Below are 18411 nucleotides of genomic sequence, written 5' to 3'. Positions count from 1 at the left end.
TGGAGGGCAGGGTTCGGCAGCTGGATGTACACAGGGGAACGGATGGGCGAGGCAAATAATTAACTGCCCAGAGCGCGGAACAGCGCGTCGCGCGGTTAGCGCGAAGTGAACCGGTTCACGCGGGTGAGCTTAGAACCAATCCGAATGGAGTCTCATTAACTTTCGTATTTGACAATCATTATCATTGGGAATAGCTTGTCGACCGTCGTTGGAAGCATGCAGTTACAGGTTGCTTCCTTTCCTCAGAGAACAAGGTGATTTCCATGGCGGAACAACTATCCACAAGTAAGTGCGATTCACCATTACTCCAAGCATTCGTCGACAACCGCAACATCCTGGTCAAAATTGCCGCGCGCATCACCGGCTGCCGTTCGCGTGCCGAAGATGTGGTACAGGACGCGTTCTTCCGGCTCAGCGCAGCGCCGCAGATCACCTCCTCGTTCAAGGCCCAGTTGAGCTATCTGTTCCAGATCGTGCGCAACCTGGCGATCGATCACTACCGCAAGCAGGCGATGGAACTGAAGTACTCCGGCAGTGAGGAAGAAGGCCTCAACGTGGTGATCCAGAACGCCTCGCCGGAAGCCACCCATATCAACCTGGCGGCCCTCGAACACATTGCCGAAGCGCTCAACGAGCTGCCCCAGCGCACCCGCTACGCCTTCGAGATGTACCGCTTGCACGGTGTACCGCAGAAAGACATCGCCAAAGAGCTCGGCGTCTCGCCGACCCTGGTCAACTTCATGATCCGCGATGCCCTGATCCACTGCCGCAAGACCGCTACCCGTCACTGAGCTGCGGCAAGCACAAGCTGCAAGAAAAAGCCGCACACCGCACCGCTTCTCCTTGCAGCTTGCCGCTCCAAACTTGCAGCTCGAGCCGCTAGGCGAGCGTGCAGTGATCGAAGAAACGCTCGCGCCCCAGGATCATCAGCGCCGCGCGCTTGTGCGGAAAATCGAACTCCTTCTCGCAGTGAAAGCACTGATCGTGCATGTAGCCGATCATCTTGGCGTTGTCGGCCCGCGGCTCGGCGACCACCCGTTGGGTGCGCGGATCATCCAGGAACAGGTAATGCACCAGCGCCGACATCCAGCTGGCGACCTTGTGCGGCCCGCGATGGTTTTCTTCACCGACCAGCATGTGGATGCCGCGGTCATAGTCATCGGCCGGGTAGAACGGCGCGATGCGGTCTTCCTTGGCCCAGTAGGCTTCGAAGTAGGCGAACGGCTGATCATCGAAGCAGCCGATCAGGGTGAGGGTATGGGGGTCGGCTTCAAGCTTGCTCAAGTACTCGCGGTGCTGCTCGAGGCTGCCCTGCTCCTGCCAGAAGTGCGCCACTCGCGGGTTGTTCTGCCAGCGGTTGTAACGCTCAAGATCGTGCTCGATCTCAAGCGTGCGCAGTGACACCCAGGCCCCCAGGCGTGCATCGAAACGTCGATACACTTCACCGCGTGGCTTGGGTGCGCGTAGCGGGTGGCGCTTGCCGTTGCTGATGTGCATTTGCTGGGGATAGACGCCGTCATGTGACTCGCCCAACCACGGCTGGGGCAACTGCCAGAACAACGTGCGTTCGCTGCGGTACACGCCGGCGTGTTCGGTCGCCAGCAACAGGCCGCTGGCTTGGGCTTGCGCCACCGGATCGCTCAGGTGCCATTGCAGGCGCTGGCATGCAGGGTCGCGCGCAAACAACCAGTAGCAGGCAGCCCACAGCGCCTGCTGGCGGCGCTCGGCACAGATCGCTTGCACGTGCACCTCAAGCACCTCGCCGGGCACCAGCCGGAGCTGGATCAGCGGGCGTCCTTCAAGGGTCAAACTCAGCCGACAGTCGCCCTCATCGGCACTTAAACTGCGCCAACGTGGCAGGGACAGCGGCTGTGAAGCGGCATCGAACGGCATGGTCTTGGCTCACCGGAAATGAAAGAGAGGCTCACTCCTGAAACGTGGCCACTACCGGCTAATTTAGTCGACGGGGGCTGCGACGGTGATTCGGTAGGGCTGAAAGATGCGCAATAGCTCGCCATTTTCACGCAGGCGCCGCATGAGTTGCGCGAAGGCCTGGGGGCTGATCGGCGCTTGCGGTCGCAGCAAGGCATAGTGATGGTAGACCTGGTCGACCCGCTCGGAAGCCATCAATTGGCTGCGGCTGTCGGGGTTACGTGCCAGGAAATCGCTGAAGAACGAGCGCGTGACCAAGGCAATATCGGCCCGCCCGCGCTGGACCATCGACAGGTTGCTATCGTGCGAATAGGTCAGCGTCGCGCCGTAGGTCTGGCGCAGGTAATGCGGATCGGAGTTGAACTCGGCGAATGCGTAGTGATAGCCGTTGTAGAGTGCCAGACGCTTGCCGCGCAGGTCCTGGAAATACTGCTGATCGCGGTTGCCTTGCTGGTGGGCGACGAAGATCTCGGCATCTTCAAGGCCCATGTCTACCGCCTGGTAGGCAATCTGCTGCCAACCCCATTGGGGGTTCTCGAAGATCGCCATGTCGGTGCGGCCTTGCTGAAAATCACCAAAGCGGCGCTGGATCGAGGTAGGCACCAGGACGAAGCGATAATCGCTTTGCAGCGCGTTGAGCGCCTCGGCCAGTTGCGCCAGCAAGCCACTTTCGCCACCCTGCTCGGGGCGCACGGTATAAGGCGGGAAATGCGCCGCACCGATCCTCACCTCGACCACCGCCGCCGCTTGGCCTGCTGCGCCCAGGCACAACGCGGCCAAGCTCAGCAAGCAGGACACGGCCTTGAGGCTGGGGGCTGGAGTCAAGACGAGACACTCATCACGGTATGCAACCTTAATGCGCCTAAGCTAGGCGTTTTCACCGGCGTACACAACCGACGGATATGCCAAAGTGCCAGGGGATGTCGGACGTCGCAGACTTTGGCTACTCTCTAGCGAGACTTGCGAGGGAGCCTGGCATGGGCCATTGGTTGGTGATCGACCTGGAGGCTACCACCGACGACGGTGGTTGGCCGGTCACGGAGATGGAAATCATTGAAATCGGCGCGAGCCTGGTAACCCGTGAAGGCCGCGAGGTTGACCACTTCCAGTGCTTCGTCAAACCGAAACGGCGACCGCAATTAACGCCCTTTTGCCGTGAGCTGACCCATATCAGCCAAGCTGATGTGGATGCTGCTGCGTGCTTCAAACAGGCCTGGGCGCAGTTCGAAGGCTGGCTTGGCCAGCAGACGCAAGAACTGCAAGCCTGGGTCAGCTGGGGTGACTATGACCGCAGGCAACTGCTACAGGAGTGGCATGACTACAAAGTGCGCAGCATTCTCCAGGAACTGCCGCACATCAACCTCAAGCAGCGCTTTGCCAAGGCTCGGCACTTGCAGCGCCCGGCTGGCCTGAACAGTGCCCTGCAACTGGCTGGCCTGCAGTTCACTGGCCAGCAGCATCGCGCCCTGGAAGATGCGCGCAATACCGCGCGTTTGCTACCGCTGAGCTTGCCTGTCGAAGGCACCTGAAAGCAGATGACGACGGGGCAGGCCTTGGGCATACTGGCCAGCCCTTTTTTCCATCGCTTTTTCAGGAGTCGCCCATGTTCAAGGTCAATGAATACTTTGATGGCACCGTCAAGTCGATCGCCTTCACCGGTAGCGAAGGCCCGGCCACTGTTGGCGTCATGGCCCCGGGCGAATACGAGTTCGGTACTGCCAAGCGCGAGATCATGCATGTGGTTTCCGGCGCTCTGAACGTCAAGCTGCCAGGCAGCGACAACTGGGAAAACTTCACCGCTGGCAGCCAGTTCAATGTGCCGGCCGACAGCAAGTTCCAGCTCAAGGTAGCGGTTGAGACCGCTTACCTGTGCGAGTACCGCGACTGATTTATAGTCATAGGCGCTGCTTTGCAGCCCATCGCAGGTGAGCCAGCGCCTACAGGGATCGCGCAATCCTGTAGGCGCTGGCTCACCTGCGATGGGACGCAAAGCGGCCGCAAAATGCGCTACCCAAGAAACGCCGCAATTCGCTCAGCCGCCGTCTGCAAATGCCCCTCATGGGTCAAGCCCGAAGCCTTCAATGGCTTCAGGTCATGGTCCGCCGCCCCCAGCCAGCACACCTCGATCGCTGGCGACAGCTCATACCCCTCGACCGCCTCGCGGTTACCCAAGGCATCGCGCTCGCCCTGAATGATCAAGGTCGGCGTGCGCAGCCCGGGCAAATGCTCGACCCGCGGCTTCTCCGGTTTGCCCACCGCATAGAACGGATAACCCAGGCACACCAATGCATCGGCCTCAAGTTCATCGGCCAGCAAACTGGCCATGCGCCCGCCCATCGACTTGCCGCCAATGGCCAGCTTGCCCGTGACCAAAGGTCGCACCTGCCGGTACACCTCGCGCCAGCATTCCAATAACACCTTCTGCGGGTTGGGCGGGCGTTTGCCGCCCGTTAGCCGCCGCTCGGCCATGTAGGGGAATTCGAAGCGCACCACCGCTACCCCTTGTGCCGCCAGCCTTTGCGCGATGTCCTGCATAAACCCGCTGTCCATCGGCGCGCCCGCGCCATGGGCCAGGATCAGACCCCCCACATAGCCCTGTTCGCCGCCAATTTGCGCAGGATCGCAGCGCAAGCCTGGGACATTTGCCACTTGCGCCCATTGATCCCCGTCAATACCGGCACTTTGCCCATTAATCATGCTTGCCTCGCTGTTTAGCCTGCCTATAACCGTGGATGGGAACCCATACATGAACACAACAACCAGTACCGCCTATAACTACAAGGTGGTCCGCCAATTCGCCATTATGACGGTGGTGTGGGGAATCGTCGGGATGGGGCTCGGCGTTTTCATCGCCGCTCAACTCGCCTGGCCCGCCCTCAACTTCGACCTACCATGGACCAGCTTCGGCCGCCTGCGACCGCTGCATACCAATGCGGTGATCTTCGCCTTCGGCGGCTGCGCGCTGTTTGCCACCTCCTATTATTCGGTGCAGCGCACCTGCCAGACCACCTTGTTCGCACCAAAACTGGCGGCGTTCTCGTTCTGGGGCTGGCAGCTGGTGATTGTGCTGGCGGCCATCAGCCTGCCGTTGGGCTATACCAGCTCCAAGGAATACGCTGAGCTGGAATGGCCGATCGACATCCTGATCACCATTGTCTGGGTGGCCTATGCGATCGTGTTCTTCGGTACGCTGATCAAGCGCAATACCAAGCACATCTACGTCGGTAACTGGTTCTTCGGTGCGTTCATCCTCACCGTGGCGCTGCTGCACATCGTCAACAACCTGGAAATCCCGGTCAGCCTGACCAAGTCCTACTCGGTGTATGCCGGGGCCACGGACGCCATGGTCCAGTGGTGGTACGGCCACAACGCGGTGGGCTTCTTCCTGACCGCAGGCTTCCTGGGGATGATGTACTACTACGTGCCCAAGCAGGCCGAACGCCCGGTGTACTCCTATCGCCTGTCGATCGTCCACTTCTGGGCGCTGATCACCCTGTACATCTGGGCCGGCCCGCACCACCTGCACTACACCGCCCTGCCCGACTGGGCGCAGTCGTTGGGCATGGTCATGTCGCTGATTCTCCTGGCCCCGAGCTGGGGCGGCATGATCAACGGCATGATGACCCTGTCGGGGGCCTGGCACAAACTGCGCAGCGACCCGATCCTGCGCTTTTTGGTGGTATCCCTGGCGTTCTACGGCATGTCGACCTTCGAAGGGCCGATGATGGCGATCAAGACGGTCAACGCCCTGTCGCACTACACCGACTGGACCATCGGCCACGTCCACGCTGGCGCCCTGGGCTGGGTTGCGATGATCTCGATCGGCGCGCTGTACCACACCATTCCCAAGATCTACGGCAAAGAGCGCATGTACAGCCTGGGCCTGATCAACGCGCACTTCTGGCTGGCGACCATCGGCACCGTGCTGTACATCGCCTCGATGTGGGTCAACGGCATCGCCCAGGGCCTGATGTGGCGCGCGGTCAACAGCGACGGCACGCTCACCTACTCGTTCGTCGAGACCCTGGTGGCCAGCCACCCAGGCTTCATCGTGCGCTTCGTCGGTGGTGCGATCTTCCTCAGCGGCATGTTCCTGATGGCCTGGAACACCTGGCGCACGGTGCGCGCACCGGCCGCCGTCGCCGCCCCTGCGAACGCCCAGCTGGCCTGAGGAGACAAGCCTGATGAAACATGAAGTCATCGAGAAAAACGTCGGCCTGCTGGCACTGTTGATGGTGTTCGCCGTCAGCATCGGCGGCCTGACCCAGATCGTCCCGCTGTTCTTCCAGGACGTCACCAACAAGCCGGTCGAAGGCATGAAGCCCTACACCGCGTTGCAGCTCGAAGGCCGCGACATCTACATCCGCGAAGGCTGCGTGGGCTGCCACTCGCAGATGATCCGCCCATTCCGTGCCGAGACCGAGCGCTACGGCCACTACTCGGTGGCCGGTGAAAGCGTCTGGGATCACCCGTTCCTGTGGGGCTCCAAGCGCACCGGCCCGGACTTGGCCCGGGTGGGTGGACGCTACTCGGACGACTGGCACCGCGCGCACTTGTACAACCCGCGCAACGTGGTGCCGGAGTCGAAGATGCCGTCCTATCCGTGGCTGGTCGCGCACCAGGTCGACAACAGCCATACCGACACCAAGATGCGTGCCCTACGCACCCTCGGCGTGCCTTACAGCGACGCCGACATCGCTGGCGCCCGGGACGCGGTCAAGGGCCACACCGAGATGGACGCGTTGGTGGCGTACCTGCAGGTGCTCGGCACCGCGATCAAGAACAAGAGGTAAGCGATGGAACTGTCAATCGACATCGGCATGATCCGCGGCCTGGGCACCCTGGTGGTGATGATCGCCTTCATCGGCCTGAGCCTGTGGGTTTTCAACCGTCGCCGCGACCGTGATTTCGCCGAAGCGCGCCTGCTGCCCTTCGACGATGACCGCCTGCCCCCCGCCGGGCAGGAACCTGCCATGAGGAGCACCCAGCAATGACCACCTTCTGGAGTACGTACATCAGCGTACTGACCCTCGGCAGCCTGATCGGCCTGACCTGGCTGCTGCTCGGCACCCGCAAGGGCCAGAGCAAGGACACCACCGACCAGACCATGGGCCACGCCTTCGATGGCATCGAGGAGTACGACAACCCGTTGCCCAAATGGTGGTTCTGGCTGTTCGTCGGCACCCTGGCCTTTGGCGTCGGCTACCTGATCCTGTATCCGGGCCTGGGCAACTGGAAAGGCGTACTGCCCGGCTATCAGGACGGCTGGACGCAAGTGAAGGAATGGCAGAAGGAAATGGACAAGGCCGACGCCCGCTTCGGCCCGATCTTCGCCAAGTTCGCCGCCATGCCGGTGGAGGAAGTGGCCAAGGATCCGCAGGCGCTGAAAATGGGCAGCCGGCTGTTCGCCTCCAACTGCTCGGTGTGCCACGGCTCGGATGCCAAAGGCGCTTACGGCTTCCCCAACCTGACCGACAAGGATTGGCGCTGGGGTGGCGAGCCGGAAACCATCAAGGCCTCGATCATGGGCGGCCGCCATGGCGTCATGCCAGCGTGGTCGGAAGTGATCGGTGAGCAGGGCGTGGCCGATGTGGCGGCGTTCGTGCTGACCCGCATGGATGGCCGCAGCCTGCCGCAAGGGGTCAAGGCCGATCCGCTCAAGGGCCAGGAGATCTTTGCCGCCAACTGCGTGGCGTGTCATGGGCCTGAAGGCAAGGGCACTCCAGCGATGGGCGCGCCTGACCTGACCCACCCACAGGCGTTCATCTATGGGTCGAGCTTTGCCCAGCTGCAACAGACCATCCGCTATGGTCGCCAGGGGCAGATGCCGGCCCAGGAAGAGATTCAGGGGCATGACAAGGTGCATCTGCTGGCCGCTTATGTGTATAGCCTGTCGCAGGAGGAGCCTGCTGAGACCGTAACCGCCAAGTAATCGCTGCAAGCCTTATCGCGGGGCAAGCCCGCTCTCACGCACAACGTGGGAGCAGGCTTGCCCCGCGATGCGTTTCCCCCCTCCCCTTGCACCCCCTTCGAACAGAACTAAGCTTGTTGCCCAAGTGACCACGCATCGTGCGCCGGTCTGCGACGCGGCGCATGGCCTGACGCTGCGCAGAACTTTGGAACGCTTTACCTACGGCTTTGGGATGATGTCTTGCGTGCCCTGGCCCTCGAAAAAAAGCTTGACCGATCGATCAGAAAAAGGTGAAAAACGGTACACATTACAAATATTTATTTGTGTACAATCCTCCGAACCCGACAACCGCGGGACGGCGGTGAGAGGGCCTGGACACGGGTCGGCGCAAGGATCCTTGCGTTGCCATAACCCTAGGGGTTACCGATACTGGCGCCGATTTTTCGACCAACAAGAACTACCCAAACCGTGGAACCTTAGAATGAGCACAGCAATCAGTCCGACTGCTTATAACTATAAGGTCGTCCGCCAGTTCGCCATCATGACGGTGGTCTGGGGGATCCTTGGCATGGGCCTGGGCGTCTTCATCGCCTCGCAACTGGTATGGCCGCAGCTTAACCTGGACCTGCCATGGACGAGCTTCGGACGCCTGCGCCCACTGCACACCAACCTGGTGATCTTCGCCTTCGGAGGCTGTGCACTGTTCGCCACCTCCTACTATGTGGTGCAGCGCACCTGCCAGACCCGGCTGATCTCCGACAGCATGGCCGCCTTCACCTTCTGGGGTTGGCAGGCGGTGATCGTCGGTGCGCTGATCACCCTGCCGATGGGCTACACCACCACCAAGGAATATGCCGAGCTCGAGTGGCCGATCGCGATCCTGCTGGCCATCGTCTGGGTCACCTACGCGCTGGTGTTCTTCGGCACCATCGTCAAGCGCAAGACCAAGCACATTTATGTCGGTAACTGGTTCTATGGCGCGTTCATCGTGGTCACCGCGATGCTGCACATCGTCAACCATATCTCGCTGCCGGTCAGCCTGTTCAAGTCGTATTCGGCCTATGCCGGCGCAACCGACGCGATGATCCAGTGGTGGTACGGGCACAACGCCGTGGGCTTCTTCCTGACCACCGGCTTCCTGGGCATGATGTACTACTTCGTACCCAAGCAGGCCGAGCGGCCGATCTACTCCTATCGCCTGTCGATCGTCCACTTCTGGGCACTGATCACCCTGTACATCTGGGCCGGCCCGCACCACCTGCACTACACCGCCCTGCCTGACTGGGCGCAGTCGCTGGGCATGGTCATGTCGATCATCCTCCTGGCGCCCAGCTGGGGCGGCATGATCAACGGCATGATGACCCTGTCGGGAGCCTGGCACAAACTGCGCACCGACCCGATCCTGCGCTTTTTGGTGGTGTCCCTGGCGTTCTACGGCATGTCGACCTTCGAAGGGCCGATGATGGCGATCAAGACGGTCAACTCGCTGTCGCACTACACCGATTGGACCATCGGCCACGTCCACGCTGGCGCCCTCGGTTGGGTTGCGATGATCTCGATTGGCGCTGTGTATCACATGATTCCCAAGCTCTACGGCCGGGCGCAGATGCACAGCGTCGGGCTGATCAACGCGCACTTCTGGCTGGCGACCATCGGCACTGTGCTGTACATCGCCTCGATGTGGGTCAACGGCATCACCCAAGGCCTGATGTGGCGCGCGATCAACGATGACGGCACGCTCACCTACTCGTTCGTCGAGGCGCTGCAGGCCAGCCATCCAGGCTATATCGTTCGCGCCCTGGGCGGTGCGTTCTTCGCCTCGGGGATGTTGCTGATGGCCTACAACGTGTTGCGCACGGTACGTGCCGCTGATGCCACGCAAGCGGAAGAAGCCGCCAAGATCGTCGTCGTGGGAGCCCACTGATGAAGCATGAAGCAGTCGAGAAGAATATCGGCCTGTTGGCCTTCTTCATGGTCATTGCCGTGAGCATTGGCGGCCTGACCCAGATCGTCCCGCTGTTTTTCCAGGACGTCACCAACAAGCCGGTCGAAGGCATGAAGCCGCGCACTGCGCTGGAACTGGAAGGGCGCGATATCTATATCCGCGAAGGTTGCGTGGGTTGTCACTCGCAGATGATTCGCCCGTTCCGCGCCGAAACCGAGCGTTATGGCCACTATTCGGTGGCCGGTGAAAGCGTCTGGGATCATCCGTTCCTGTGGGGCTCCAAGCGTACCGGTCCGGACTTGGCCCGGGTGGGTGGGCGCTACTCCGATGACTGGCACCGCGCGCACCTGTACAACCCGCGCAACGTGGTGCCGGAATCGAAGATGCCGTCCTACCCGTGGCTGGTCGAGCACAAGCTCGATGGCAAGGACACCGCGAAGAAGCTCGAAGTACTGCGCACCCTGGGCGTGCCGTACACCGACGCCGACATTGCCGGCGCCGCCGACGCGGTCAAGGGCAAGACCGAGATGGACGCCCTGGTGGCGTACCTGCAAGGCCTTGGCACCATCATCAAGAGCAAACGGTGACGCTGATGGATATCGGAATGATCCGCGGCCTGGGCACCGTTGTGGTGATGGTGGCCTTTGTCGGCCTGGCCCTGTGGGTGTTCAACCCACGGCGCAAGAAGGAATTCGACGAAGCCACCCAACTGCCCTTCGCCGACGATCCCGAGGCCAGCCGGCACGTCGAGCAAGCGCACGCTAAAGCGCAAGAGAAAGCTTCTGGGAGCAAACAAGAATGACAACCTTCTGGAGTCTGTACGTCACAGTCCTGACGTTGGGCACTATCTTCGCCCTGACCTGGCTGTTGCTGTCGACCCGCAAGGGCCAGCGCGAAGAGGTCACCGACGAGACCGTCGGGCATGCCTTCGACGGGATCGAGGAATACGACAACCCGCTGCCCAAGTGGTGGTTCTGGCTGTTCGTCGGCACCATCATCTTCGCCCTCGGCTACCTGGTGCTGTACCCCGGCCTGGGCAACTGGAAAGGCGTGCTGCCAGGCTACAGCTACCTGGATACCGACAAGCAGACCGAATTCGCCAACGGCGAGCCAGGCTGGACCGGCGTGCATGAGTGGGAAAAAGAAATGGCCAAGGCCGATGCCCGCTTCGGGCCGATCTTCGCCAAATTCGCCGCCATGCCGATCGAAGAGGTGGCCAAGGACCCTCAAGCGCTGAAAATGGGCGGACGGCTGTTCGCCTCCAACTGCTCGGTGTGCCACGGCTCCGACGCCAAGGGCTCGTATGGCTTCCCCAACCTGACCGACAAGGATTGGCGCTGGGGTGGCGAGCCGGAGACCATCAAGACCACCATCATGAATGGTCGTCACGGGGTGATGCCGGCCTGGGCCGAGGTCATTGGCGAGCAAGGCGTGGCCGATGTCGCCGCCTACGTACTGACCAATCTGGACGGGCGCAAGCTGCCGGAAGGGATCAAGGCCGATGCTGCCAATGGCCAGAAGATCTTCGCCGCCAACTGCGTCGCCTGCCACGGACCTGAAGCCAAGGGTACGCCGGCCATGGGTGCGCCTGACCTGACCCATCCGCAGGCGTTCATCTACGGCTCAAGCTTCGCCCAGTTGCAGCAGACCATCCGCTATGGCCGCCAAGGCCAAATGCCGGCCCAGGCCGAGCTGCAGGGCAATGACAAGGTGCACCTGCTGGCGGCCTACGTCTACAGCCTGTCGCACCAGGAGCAAACCACCGAGCAAGCCGAGTGATCTTGCGCAACGGCCCTGCCGCTTCCAACCGGAAGGGCCGTTGCGGATTCGACCGAGCCCGGCACTCGCCCAGCTACAGGAACAGCTTCCGGCTTCTGCCCCGCCACTCGCCTCTCAACACTCCCTCCAGCCAGGCGTATCGCCTGACTTACCAAGAGGGAGCTTGCATGACTACATCTGATCTGGATCGACGCTTCGAAACCGTTCTGCCGCCCAAGCGGCCCGGCCCCGCTGGCAAGCGCGCTACACCGCGTGCGTTCGTCTTCGCCTCCGATCCTCAGTACCCCTGGACCCCAGCTTCGGATTTGAACCTGGAGCAAAGCGCTGCCGACCGGGACCAGGAATCGGCGCAGCTGATCAACCAGCAGTACGCCAATATTGCCGACTACCGCGCACACATGGGTGGCACGGCAATACCGGTGATGATCAACGGCGACATGACGGCCTATGGGCACGCCTGGCAGCGCAGGGTGCTGTATCCGATCCTTGAGCGGCACTTGCAGGACAATTACTACTTCGGCCTGGGCAACCACGATTACGAGAACAACACGACCTTCAACAACGGTGCCGCCCGCGACAGCATCCTGGACCTGATCGACCACCACCGTGAGCGGGTCGACACCATGGACATCAGCGCCATTACAGATCGTCGGCAGACCCATTACAGCGGCAGCCTGGCCTACAGCATGAATTTCGGCAGGGTGCGCCTGATCCAGCTCAATAACGAACCCACCTATGAGCTGGGCTTCCAAAGCGGTTGGGCCTGGCCGCTCGAGCATCGCCATCACTTCGATATCAGTGGCTCTTTGCAGTGGCTCGAAGGCCAATTACAGGAAGCCTACGACAGTGGGCAGATCATCCTGCTGAACCTGCATAAGCCCAATGACTGGCACGGAAGCTGGCAAGAGCGGGCGAATTTTCGCAACCTGATCAATCACTTTCGCGTCGACGCGGTATTCGCAGGGCATGTGCATCGCGAGCCAGGCCGCTGGTACCGCGACTTGAACTCGTTCGGCAACGCCATTCCCGTTTACCTAAGCGGCTCGGCCTCGCAGAGCACCTACCTGATCGCAGAACTGAACGACAGCGCCGACAGCCTGAGCGTACGCCTGGTGCGGGGCAACGACTGGCGCTCAGCCGAGGAGATCGACCAGTTGCAACTGTATAAGCCATGAAGGCAGCAACTAAACGCAATGTTCATGTGGACTGTCAATTGATCCACATCAAATGAACATCGCATACACCAACCCAACGCTTTACCCAATGCGACCAAAAGTCGCAGGGTGAACCTAGGCGCCACGACGGGCGTATCATGCTCGCAGGCGCCTACTACACCTGACCGCGGCCGGCATGCACTGGCCGCGGCATTTACCACTGCCGTGGGACTTGATGATGAGCAAGCAAATTCCGGTACATGATGTCACCCCGCCTGCCAAACAAGGAAAGGACTCTGTCGACCTCTACGCTGCCCGTGAAAAAATCTACACCCGTGCCTTCACCGGGGTGTTCCGCCGCCTGCGCATGGTCGGCGGCGCTGTCCTGTTCCTGCTCTACTTCGGCACCGTGTGGCTGAACTGGGGCGGTCACCAGGCGGTCTGGTGGAACCTGCCTGAGCGCAAGTTCTACATCTTTGGCGCGACCATCTGGCCGCAAGACTTCATCCTGCTCTCCGGGATCCTCATCGTCGCCGCCTTCGGCCTGTTCTTCATCACCGTGTTCGCCGGCCGCGTCTGGTGCGGTTACACCTGCCCGCAGAGCGTCTGGACCTGGATCTTCATGTGGTGCGAAAAGGTCACCGAAGGCGACCGCAACCAACGCATGAAACTCGACCGCGCACCGATGAGCGCCAACAAGCTGCTGCGCAAGACGGCCAAGCACAGCATGTGGCTGCTGATCGGTTTCGTCACCGGGGTGACGTTCGTCGGCTACTTCTCGCCCATCCGCGAACTGGTGACCGAGTTTTTCACCGGCCAAGCTGACGGCTGGGCCTACTTCTGGGTCGGTTTCTTCACCCTGGCCACCTATGGCAATGCCGGCTGGTTGCGCGAGCAAGTGTGCGTGTACATGTGCCCGTATGCGCGTTTCCAGAGCGTGATGTTCGACAAGGACACGCTGATCGTCTCCTACGACCCGCGCCGCGGCGAAACCCGTGGCCCACGCAAGAAAGACCTCGACTACAAGGCCAAGGGCCTGGGCGACTGTATCGACTGCACCATGTGCGTGCAGGTCTGCCCGACTGGCATCGACATCCGAGACGGCCTGCAGATCGAGTGCATCGGCTGCGCGGCGTGCATCGACGCCTGTGACAGCATCATGGACAAGATGAACTACCCCCGCGGCCTGATCAGCTATACCACCGAACACAACCTGTCGGGCCAGAAGACCCACCTGGCCCGCCCGCGCCTGATCGGCTATGCGCTGGTGTTGCTGGTGATGATCGGCGTCCTGGCCACAGCCTTCGCCACCCGCTCGCTGGTCGGTTTCGATGTCAGCAAGGACCGCGTGCTGTACCGCGAGAACGCCCAGGGACGGATCGAAAACGTCTACAGCCTCAAGGTGATGAACAAGGATCAGCGCGACCACGTCTACGTGCTCGACGCCACTGGCCTGCCGGACCTGAAGCTTGAAGGCCACCGCGAGATTCGCGTTGCCGCCGGTGATATCGTCAGCCTGCCGGTGCAGTTGTCGGTTGCCCCCGAGCAGTTGCCCTCGACCACCAACGAAGTCATGTTCATCCTCAGGGACGCCGACGACAACGGCACCCAGGTTGAAGCCAAGAGCCGTTTCATCGGCCCGCAAATACGCTAAGGAATCGCTGCATGCCTGCCACCGCCACCAGCCCCTGGTACAAGCACCTCTGGCCCTGGATCATCATCGCTATCCTGACCACCTCGGTGTGCCTGAGCCTGACCATGGTCAGCATTGCCGTGCGCAACCCGGACAACCTGGTCAACGACAACTACTACGAAGCCGGCAAAGGCATCAACCGCTCACTGGACCGCGAGCTGCTGGCGCAGACCCTCAACCTCAAGGCGCGGGTGTACCTGGACGAGCTGACCGGCGAAGTCGAGCTGCGCCTGACCGGTAACAGCGATCCGCAGACGCTGGAATTGAACCTGATCTCGCCGACCCAGCCGGACAAAGACCGCAAGGTAACGCTGGCCCGCAGCGAGCCGGGGCGTTATGTCGGCCAACTGGATGACAAGGTCGAGGGGCGGCGTTTCGTCGAACTGCTGGGCAGCCAGGATGGTCATGTCTGGCGCTTGTTCGAGGAGGAAAAGGTCGAGCATGGGCTGACCCTGGAGCTGGGTGACGAGGCCCTGCAAGGGGCTGAGCGTCAGCAGTGAGTAATGCCATGAGTTTGGCTTGCGTATATCACCGCGTGGGCACGGGACACGTGGGAGCGGGCTGCATGCGCGTCCTCCAAAGCAAATTGTGCAAGGCAGTAGACCTGTGACCCAGCCCACCCCCTGCTACCACTGCGCCCTGCCCGTCCCTGCCGGCAGTCGCTTTAGCGCCGTGGTCCTTGGTGAACCCCGCGCATTCTGCTGCCCCGGTTGCCAGGCGGTGGCCGAATCCATCGTTGCCGGTGGCCTTGAGCACTATTACCAACACCGCAGCCAGACCAGCGCCAATCCCGAAGCCCTGCCGCAACAGTTGCAGGATGAACTGGCGCTGTACGACCGCAGCGATGTACAGCAGACCTTCGTGCACCATGCCGATGACCTCGCCGAAGCGACGCTGATGGTCGAAGGCATCAGCTGCGCCGCCTGTGGCTGGCTGATCGAAAAGCACCTGCGCAACCTGGACGGGGTCGCCGATGCGCGACTTAACCTGTCCAACCATCGTTTGCTGATCAGCTGGGACGACCGCCAACTGCCCCTGTCCAAGCTGATGGCCGAGCTGCGCCACATCGGCTATGCCGCCCACCCGTACCAGCCCGACCAGGCCGCCGAGCAACTGGCCCGGGAAAACCGCAGCGCCCTGCGCCGCCTGGGCGTGGCTGGCCTGCTGTGGTTCCAGGCGATGATGGCGACCATGGCTACCTGGCCCGAATTCAACATCGACCTGAGCGCTGAACTGCACACCATCCTGCGCTGGGTCGCGCTGTTTCTCACCACGCCGATCGTCTTCTACAGCTGCGCACCGTTCTTCAAGGGCGCTGCTCGCGACCTGCGCACCCGCCACCTGACCATGGACGTTTCGGTCTCACTGGCCATCGCCCTGGCGTACTGCGCCGGGATCTGGACGGCAATCACCGGCAGTGGCGAGCTGTACTTCGACACCGTCGGCATGTTCGCGCTGTTTCTGCTCACTGGCCGCTACCTGGAGCGCCGCGCCCGCGAACGCACCGCCGCCGCCACCGCGCAACTGGTCAACCTGCTGCCCAGCTCCTGCCTGCGGCTGGACCGCGACGGGCGTAGCGAGCGCATCCTGCTGGCCGAGCTGCAACGGGGCGATCAGGTACAAGTGCTGCCCGGCGCGGTGATTCCCGCCGATGGGCGGATCATCGAAGGCCGCTCGAGCATCGACGAGTCGCTGCTGACCGGCGAGTACCTGCCGCTGGCGCGGCGCGCTGGCGACCGGGTGACGGGGGGCACGCTCAATGTCGAAAGCACCCTCACCGTCGAGGTCGAGGCGCTTGGCCAGGAAACACGCCTGTCGGCGATTGTCCGGCTGCTGGAGCGCGCCCAGTCAGAGAAACCGCGCCTGGCGCAGATCGCCGACCGCGCCTCGCAGTGGTTCTTGCTGTTCACCTTGGTCGCCGCAGCCGCTATCGGCCTGCTCTGGTGGCAACTGGACGCGTCGCGGGCGTTCTGGATCGTCCTGGCCATGTTGGTCGCGACCTGCCCCTGCGCGCTGTCGCTGGCCACTCCCACTGCACTGACCGCCGCAACCGGCACCCTGCACAAGCTCGGTCTGCTGGTCACCCGCGGCCATGTGCTGGAAGGGCTGAACCAGATCGACACGGTGATCTTCGACAAGACCGGCACCCTCACCGAAGGCCGCCTTGCGCTGCGCAGCATTCGCCCGCTGGGCGCGCTCGCTGCCGACCGCTGCCTGGCGCTTGCCGCTGCCCTGGAAAACCGCTCCGAACACCCCATCGCCCGCGCCTTCGGCCGCGCTGCGCAGCCTGCCGAGCAGGTGCACAACGTGCCAGGCCTGGGCCTTGAGGGCGCCGTCGACGGCCAGCGCCTGCGCATTGGCCAGGCCAGCTTCGTCTGCGCCCTGAGCGGCGCTGAAATACCTGTCGTACCCGAGCCGCGTGGCCAGTGGCTGCTGCTCGGCGACCGCCAAGGCCCACTGGCCTGGTTCGGCCTGGACGATCGCCTGCGCGAGGATGCCAAGGATCTGCTCGACGCCTGCAAGGCGCGCGGCTGGCAGACACTGCTGCTGTCAGGCGACAGCTCGCCGATGGTCGCCGAAGTGGCCGCCCAACTGGGCATCGACCAGGCCATTGGCGGCCTGCGCCCGGACGACAAACTGGCACGCCTGCGCGCGCTGCAGGCCGAAGGGCGCAAGGTGCTGATGCTCGGCGACGGGGTCAATGACGTGCCGGTGCTGGCCGCAGCCGACATCAGCATCGCCATGGGCTCGGCCACTGACCTGGCTAAGACCTGCGCCGATGCAGTGCTGCTGTCCAATCGCCTGCAAGCGTTGGCGCAAGCCTTCGACCTGGCCCGCCGGACCCGGCGTAATATCCTCGAGAACCTGCTGTGGGCGACGCTGTATAATGGCCTGATGTTGCCGTTTGCCGCCCTGGGCTGGATCACCCCAGTCTGGGCTGCCATCGGCATGTCGCTCAGTTCGTTGATCGTGGTGCTCAATGCCCTGCGCCTGACCCGGCTGAAAGACGACGCCTTATCGCCGGGCAAGCCCGCTGCCACGCTGCAATCGCTGGCCTGAACCGCCCCGCGATGACAGTAACTGAAGGATGACCATATGCCCGCCCTCTACATCATGATCCCCGCAGCCCTGCTGATCGTTGGTGTGGCCGTGTACATCTTCTTCTGGGCGGTGGACAGCGGCCAGTACGACGACCTCGACAGCCCCGCGCACAGCATCCTGTTCGACGACCAGGACCCACAGCACCAGGCCGCGGTCAAAGCCGATGGCGACAAGCCCAAAGACGAGGACCAAACCCCTCGTGGCTGACCTGCTGCCTCTGCTTGGCTCAGCCCTGGTACTCGGCCTGCTCGGTGGCGGCCACTGCCTGGGCATGTGCGGCGGCCTGATGGGCGCCTTGACGCTGGCCATCCCCCCAGAGCAACGCAGCCGGCGCCTGCGCCTGCTGCTGGCCTACAACCTCGGCCGTATCCTTAGCTACACCTGCGCAGGCCTGCTGCTCGGCCTGGCCGGTTGGGCCGTGGCCAGCAGCCCGGCGGCCCAGGGGCTGCGGGTGGTGGCGGCGTTGCTGTTGATCGCCATGGGCTTGTACCTGGCCGGTTGGTGGAGCGGGCTGACCCGCATCGAAGCACTCGGGCGCGGGCTGTGGCGGCATATTCAGCCGCTGGCCACGCGATTGTTGCCGGTATCGAGCTTGCCCCGAGCGCTGCTGCTCGGCGCACTGTGGGGCTGGCTACCCTGTGGACTGGTGTACAGCACCCTGCTGTGGGCGGCGAGTCAAGGCAATGCCGGCTACAGCGCGGCGCTGATGCTGGCGTTTGGCCTGGGCACCTGGCCGGTGTTGCTGGCCACAGGGCTCGCCGCAGAGCGGGTCAATGCCCTGCTACGCCGACGCAGCGTACGCATGGCCGGTGGCTTGCTGGTGATCATGTTTGGTTTGTGGACACTGCCAGGGCCGCACCAGCACTGGCTCATGGGCCACTGAGCAAGCCAGGCG

The 18411-nt window shown here is 62.5% G+C and carries 20 protein-coding genes; 17 read left to right on the top strand and 3 right to left on the bottom strand.

The window, feature by feature from the left end:
- Nucleotides 1-263 precede the first annotated feature (263 nt).
- Nucleotides 264-791: an RNA polymerase factor sigma-70 gene (locus ACI2JX_RS10100; protein ID WP_186555671.1), complete on the top strand. Its 528-nt coding sequence runs from the start codon at nucleotides 264-266 to the stop codon at nucleotides 789-791.
- An 88-nt stretch (nucleotides 792-879) separates the two neighbouring features.
- Here the strand turns inward: ACI2JX_RS10100 and ACI2JX_RS10095 are convergent, their stop codons facing one another.
- Nucleotides 880-1893 carry a GNAT family N-acetyltransferase gene (locus ACI2JX_RS10095; RefSeq protein WP_404689998.1) on the bottom strand — a complete coding sequence of 338 codons (1014 nt, stop codon included), beginning with the start codon at nucleotides 1891-1893 and terminating at the stop codon, nucleotides 880-882.
- A 63-nt stretch (nucleotides 1894-1956) separates the two neighbouring features.
- A complete protein-coding gene (locus tag ACI2JX_RS10090; protein ID WP_404689997.1) occupies nucleotides 1957-2757 on the bottom strand; it encodes a substrate-binding periplasmic protein in 801 nt (266 codons plus the stop codon).
- 152 nt (nucleotides 2758-2909) lie between these two features.
- On the opposite strand from ACI2JX_RS10090, the gene ACI2JX_RS10085 reads away from it, so the two are divergent.
- The gene (locus ACI2JX_RS10085) at nucleotides 2910-3461 is read left to right on the top strand and encodes an exonuclease domain-containing protein (protein WP_264234995.1); all 552 of its coding nucleotides are present in this window, start codon (nucleotides 2910-2912) and stop codon (nucleotides 3459-3461) included.
- A 74-nt stretch (nucleotides 3462-3535) separates the two neighbouring features.
- The gene (locus tag ACI2JX_RS10080) at nucleotides 3536-3820 is read left to right on the top strand and encodes a pyrimidine/purine nucleoside phosphorylase (protein ID WP_186555667.1); all 285 of its coding nucleotides are present in this window, start codon (nucleotides 3536-3538) and stop codon (nucleotides 3818-3820) included.
- A gap of 119 nt (nucleotides 3821-3939) precedes the next feature.
- On the opposite strand, the gene ACI2JX_RS10075 is transcribed toward ACI2JX_RS10080, so the two are convergent.
- Nucleotides 3940-4629 carry an alpha/beta family hydrolase gene (locus ACI2JX_RS10075; RefSeq protein ID WP_264234996.1) on the bottom strand — a complete coding sequence of 230 codons (690 nt, stop codon included), beginning with the start codon at nucleotides 4627-4629 and terminating at the stop codon, nucleotides 3940-3942.
- Nucleotides 4630-4678: 49 nt separating this feature from the next.
- On the opposite strand from ACI2JX_RS10075, the gene ccoN (ACI2JX_RS10070) reads away from it, so the two are divergent.
- The 14 genes from ccoN (ACI2JX_RS10070) (at nucleotide 4679) to ACI2JX_RS10005 (ending at nucleotide 18399) form a co-directional block, all read left to right on the top strand.
- Nucleotides 4679-6103, top strand: coding sequence for a cytochrome-c oxidase, cbb3-type subunit I (gene ccoN / locus ACI2JX_RS10070; protein ID WP_186555666.1), 1425 nt, complete (start codon nucleotides 4679-4681; stop codon nucleotides 6101-6103).
- A gap of 13 nt (nucleotides 6104-6116) precedes the next feature.
- On the top strand, nucleotides 6117-6725 hold the full coding sequence (gene ccoO, locus ACI2JX_RS10065; RefSeq protein ID WP_186555665.1) for a cytochrome-c oxidase, cbb3-type subunit II: 609 nt from the start codon (nucleotides 6117-6119) through the stop codon (nucleotides 6723-6725).
- 9 nt (nucleotides 6726-6734) lie between these two features.
- Nucleotides 6735-6926, top strand: a complete 192-nt coding sequence (locus ACI2JX_RS10060) for a cbb3-type cytochrome c oxidase subunit 3 (RefSeq protein ID WP_186555787.1) — start codon at nucleotides 6735-6737, stop codon at nucleotides 6924-6926.
- The gene (ccoP, locus tag ACI2JX_RS10055) at nucleotides 6923-7864 is read left to right on the top strand and encodes a cytochrome-c oxidase, cbb3-type subunit III (protein ID WP_264234997.1); all 942 of its coding nucleotides are present in this window, start codon (nucleotides 6923-6925) and stop codon (nucleotides 7862-7864) included. Before ACI2JX_RS10060 ends, ccoP (ACI2JX_RS10055) begins: the two co-directional genes overlap by 4 nt.
- 460 nt (nucleotides 7865-8324) lie before the next feature.
- A complete protein-coding gene (ccoN, locus tag ACI2JX_RS10050; protein WP_186555663.1) occupies nucleotides 8325-9767 on the top strand; it encodes a cytochrome-c oxidase, cbb3-type subunit I in 1443 nt (480 codons plus the stop codon).
- The gene (gene ccoO / locus ACI2JX_RS10045) at nucleotides 9767-10375 is read left to right on the top strand and encodes a cytochrome-c oxidase, cbb3-type subunit II (protein ID WP_186555662.1); all 609 of its coding nucleotides are present in this window, start codon (nucleotides 9767-9769) and stop codon (nucleotides 10373-10375) included. Before ccoN (ACI2JX_RS10050) ends, ccoO (ACI2JX_RS10045) begins: the two co-directional genes overlap by 1 nt.
- Nucleotides 10376-10380: 5 nt before the next feature.
- Entirely contained in the window at nucleotides 10381-10590 is a 210-nt protein-coding gene (locus ACI2JX_RS10040) for a cbb3-type cytochrome c oxidase subunit 3 (RefSeq protein WP_264235134.1), read from the top strand.
- Nucleotides 10587-11567, top strand: a complete 981-nt coding sequence (ccoP, locus tag ACI2JX_RS10035; protein WP_186555661.1) for a cytochrome-c oxidase, cbb3-type subunit III — start codon at nucleotides 10587-10589, stop codon at nucleotides 11565-11567. The genes ACI2JX_RS10040 and ccoP (ACI2JX_RS10035) overlap by 4 nt, the downstream gene beginning before the upstream one ends.
- 167 nt (nucleotides 11568-11734) lie before the next feature.
- Nucleotides 11735-12742, top strand: a complete 1008-nt coding sequence (locus ACI2JX_RS10030) for a metallophosphoesterase family protein (RefSeq protein ID WP_404689996.1) — start codon at nucleotides 11735-11737, stop codon at nucleotides 12740-12742.
- Between the two features lie 217 nt (nucleotides 12743-12959).
- Nucleotides 12960-14375: a cytochrome c oxidase accessory protein CcoG gene (ccoG, locus tag ACI2JX_RS10025; protein WP_368972902.1), complete on the top strand. Its 1416-nt coding sequence runs from the start codon at nucleotides 12960-12962 to the stop codon at nucleotides 14373-14375.
- A gap of 11 nt (nucleotides 14376-14386) precedes the next feature.
- The gene (locus ACI2JX_RS10020; RefSeq protein WP_264235000.1) at nucleotides 14387-14914 is read left to right on the top strand and encodes a FixH family protein; all 528 of its coding nucleotides are present in this window, start codon (nucleotides 14387-14389) and stop codon (nucleotides 14912-14914) included.
- 106 nt (nucleotides 14915-15020) lie between these two features.
- Nucleotides 15021-17474 (top strand): heavy metal translocating P-type ATPase, encoded by a 2454-nt coding sequence (locus ACI2JX_RS10015; RefSeq protein ID WP_404689995.1) that lies wholly within the window; start codon nucleotides 15021-15023, stop codon nucleotides 17472-17474.
- A 36-nt stretch (nucleotides 17475-17510) separates the two neighbouring features.
- A complete protein-coding gene (ccoS, locus tag ACI2JX_RS10010; protein WP_368972899.1) occupies nucleotides 17511-17723 on the top strand; it encodes a cbb3-type cytochrome oxidase assembly protein CcoS in 213 nt (70 codons plus the stop codon).
- Nucleotides 17716-18399 (top strand): sulfite exporter TauE/SafE family protein, encoded by a 684-nt coding sequence (locus ACI2JX_RS10005; protein ID WP_404689994.1) that lies wholly within the window; start codon nucleotides 17716-17718, stop codon nucleotides 18397-18399. Before ccoS ends, ACI2JX_RS10005 begins: the two co-directional genes overlap by 8 nt.
- The last annotated feature ends 12 nt before the right edge of the window (nucleotides 18400-18411 follow it).

It is taken from the genome of Pseudomonas sp. NPDC088890, from assembly GCF_044900155.1.
GTDB classification, from domain to species: Bacteria; Pseudomonadota; Gammaproteobacteria; order Pseudomonadales; family Pseudomonadaceae; genus Aquipseudomonas; species Aquipseudomonas urmiensis.
This window is presented reverse-complemented; position numbering and strand designations above follow the sequence as displayed.

What these genes read in the sequence shown, in the direction of transcription:
- ACI2JX_RS10100 (WP_186555671.1), top strand. Translation starts at nt 264, where the DNA reads ATGGCGGAACAACTATCCACAAGTAAGTGCGATTCACCATTACTCCAA.
- ACI2JX_RS10095 (WP_404689998.1), bottom strand. Translation starts at nt 1,893, where the DNA reads ATGCCGTTCGATGCCGCTTCACAGCCGCTGTCCCTGCCACGTTGGCGC.
- ACI2JX_RS10085 (WP_264234995.1), top strand. Translation starts at nt 2,910, where the DNA reads ATGGGCCATTGGTTGGTGATCGACCTGGAGGCTACCACCGACGACGGT.
- ACI2JX_RS10080 (WP_186555667.1), top strand. Translation starts at nt 3,536, where the DNA reads ATGTTCAAGGTCAATGAATACTTTGATGGCACCGTCAAGTCGATCGCC.
- ACI2JX_RS10075 (WP_264234996.1), bottom strand. Translation starts at nt 4,629, where the DNA reads ATGATTAATGGGCAAAGTGCCGGTATTGACGGGGATCAATGGGCGCAA.
- ccoN (WP_186555666.1), top strand. Translation starts at nt 4,679, where the DNA reads ATGAACACAACAACCAGTACCGCCTATAACTACAAGGTGGTCCGCCAA.
- ccoO (WP_186555665.1), top strand. Translation starts at nt 6,117, where the DNA reads ATGAAACATGAAGTCATCGAGAAAAACGTCGGCCTGCTGGCACTGTTG.
- ccoP (WP_264234997.1), top strand. Translation starts at nt 6,923, where the DNA reads ATGACCACCTTCTGGAGTACGTACATCAGCGTACTGACCCTCGGCAGC.
- ccoN (WP_186555663.1), top strand. Translation starts at nt 8,325, where the DNA reads ATGAGCACAGCAATCAGTCCGACTGCTTATAACTATAAGGTCGTCCGC.
- ccoO (WP_186555662.1), top strand. Translation starts at nt 9,767, where the DNA reads ATGAAGCATGAAGCAGTCGAGAAGAATATCGGCCTGTTGGCCTTCTTC.
- ACI2JX_RS10040 (WP_264235134.1), top strand. Translation starts at nt 10,381, where the DNA reads ATGGATATCGGAATGATCCGCGGCCTGGGCACCGTTGTGGTGATGGTG.
- ccoP (WP_186555661.1), top strand. Translation starts at nt 10,587, where the DNA reads ATGACAACCTTCTGGAGTCTGTACGTCACAGTCCTGACGTTGGGCACT.
- ACI2JX_RS10030 (WP_404689996.1), top strand. Translation starts at nt 11,735, where the DNA reads ATGACTACATCTGATCTGGATCGACGCTTCGAAACCGTTCTGCCGCCC.
- ccoG (WP_368972902.1), top strand. Translation starts at nt 12,960, where the DNA reads ATGAGCAAGCAAATTCCGGTACATGATGTCACCCCGCCTGCCAAACAA.
- ACI2JX_RS10020 (WP_264235000.1), top strand. Translation starts at nt 14,387, where the DNA reads ATGCCTGCCACCGCCACCAGCCCCTGGTACAAGCACCTCTGGCCCTGG.
- ccoS (WP_368972899.1), top strand. Translation starts at nt 17,511, where the DNA reads ATGCCCGCCCTCTACATCATGATCCCCGCAGCCCTGCTGATCGTTGGT.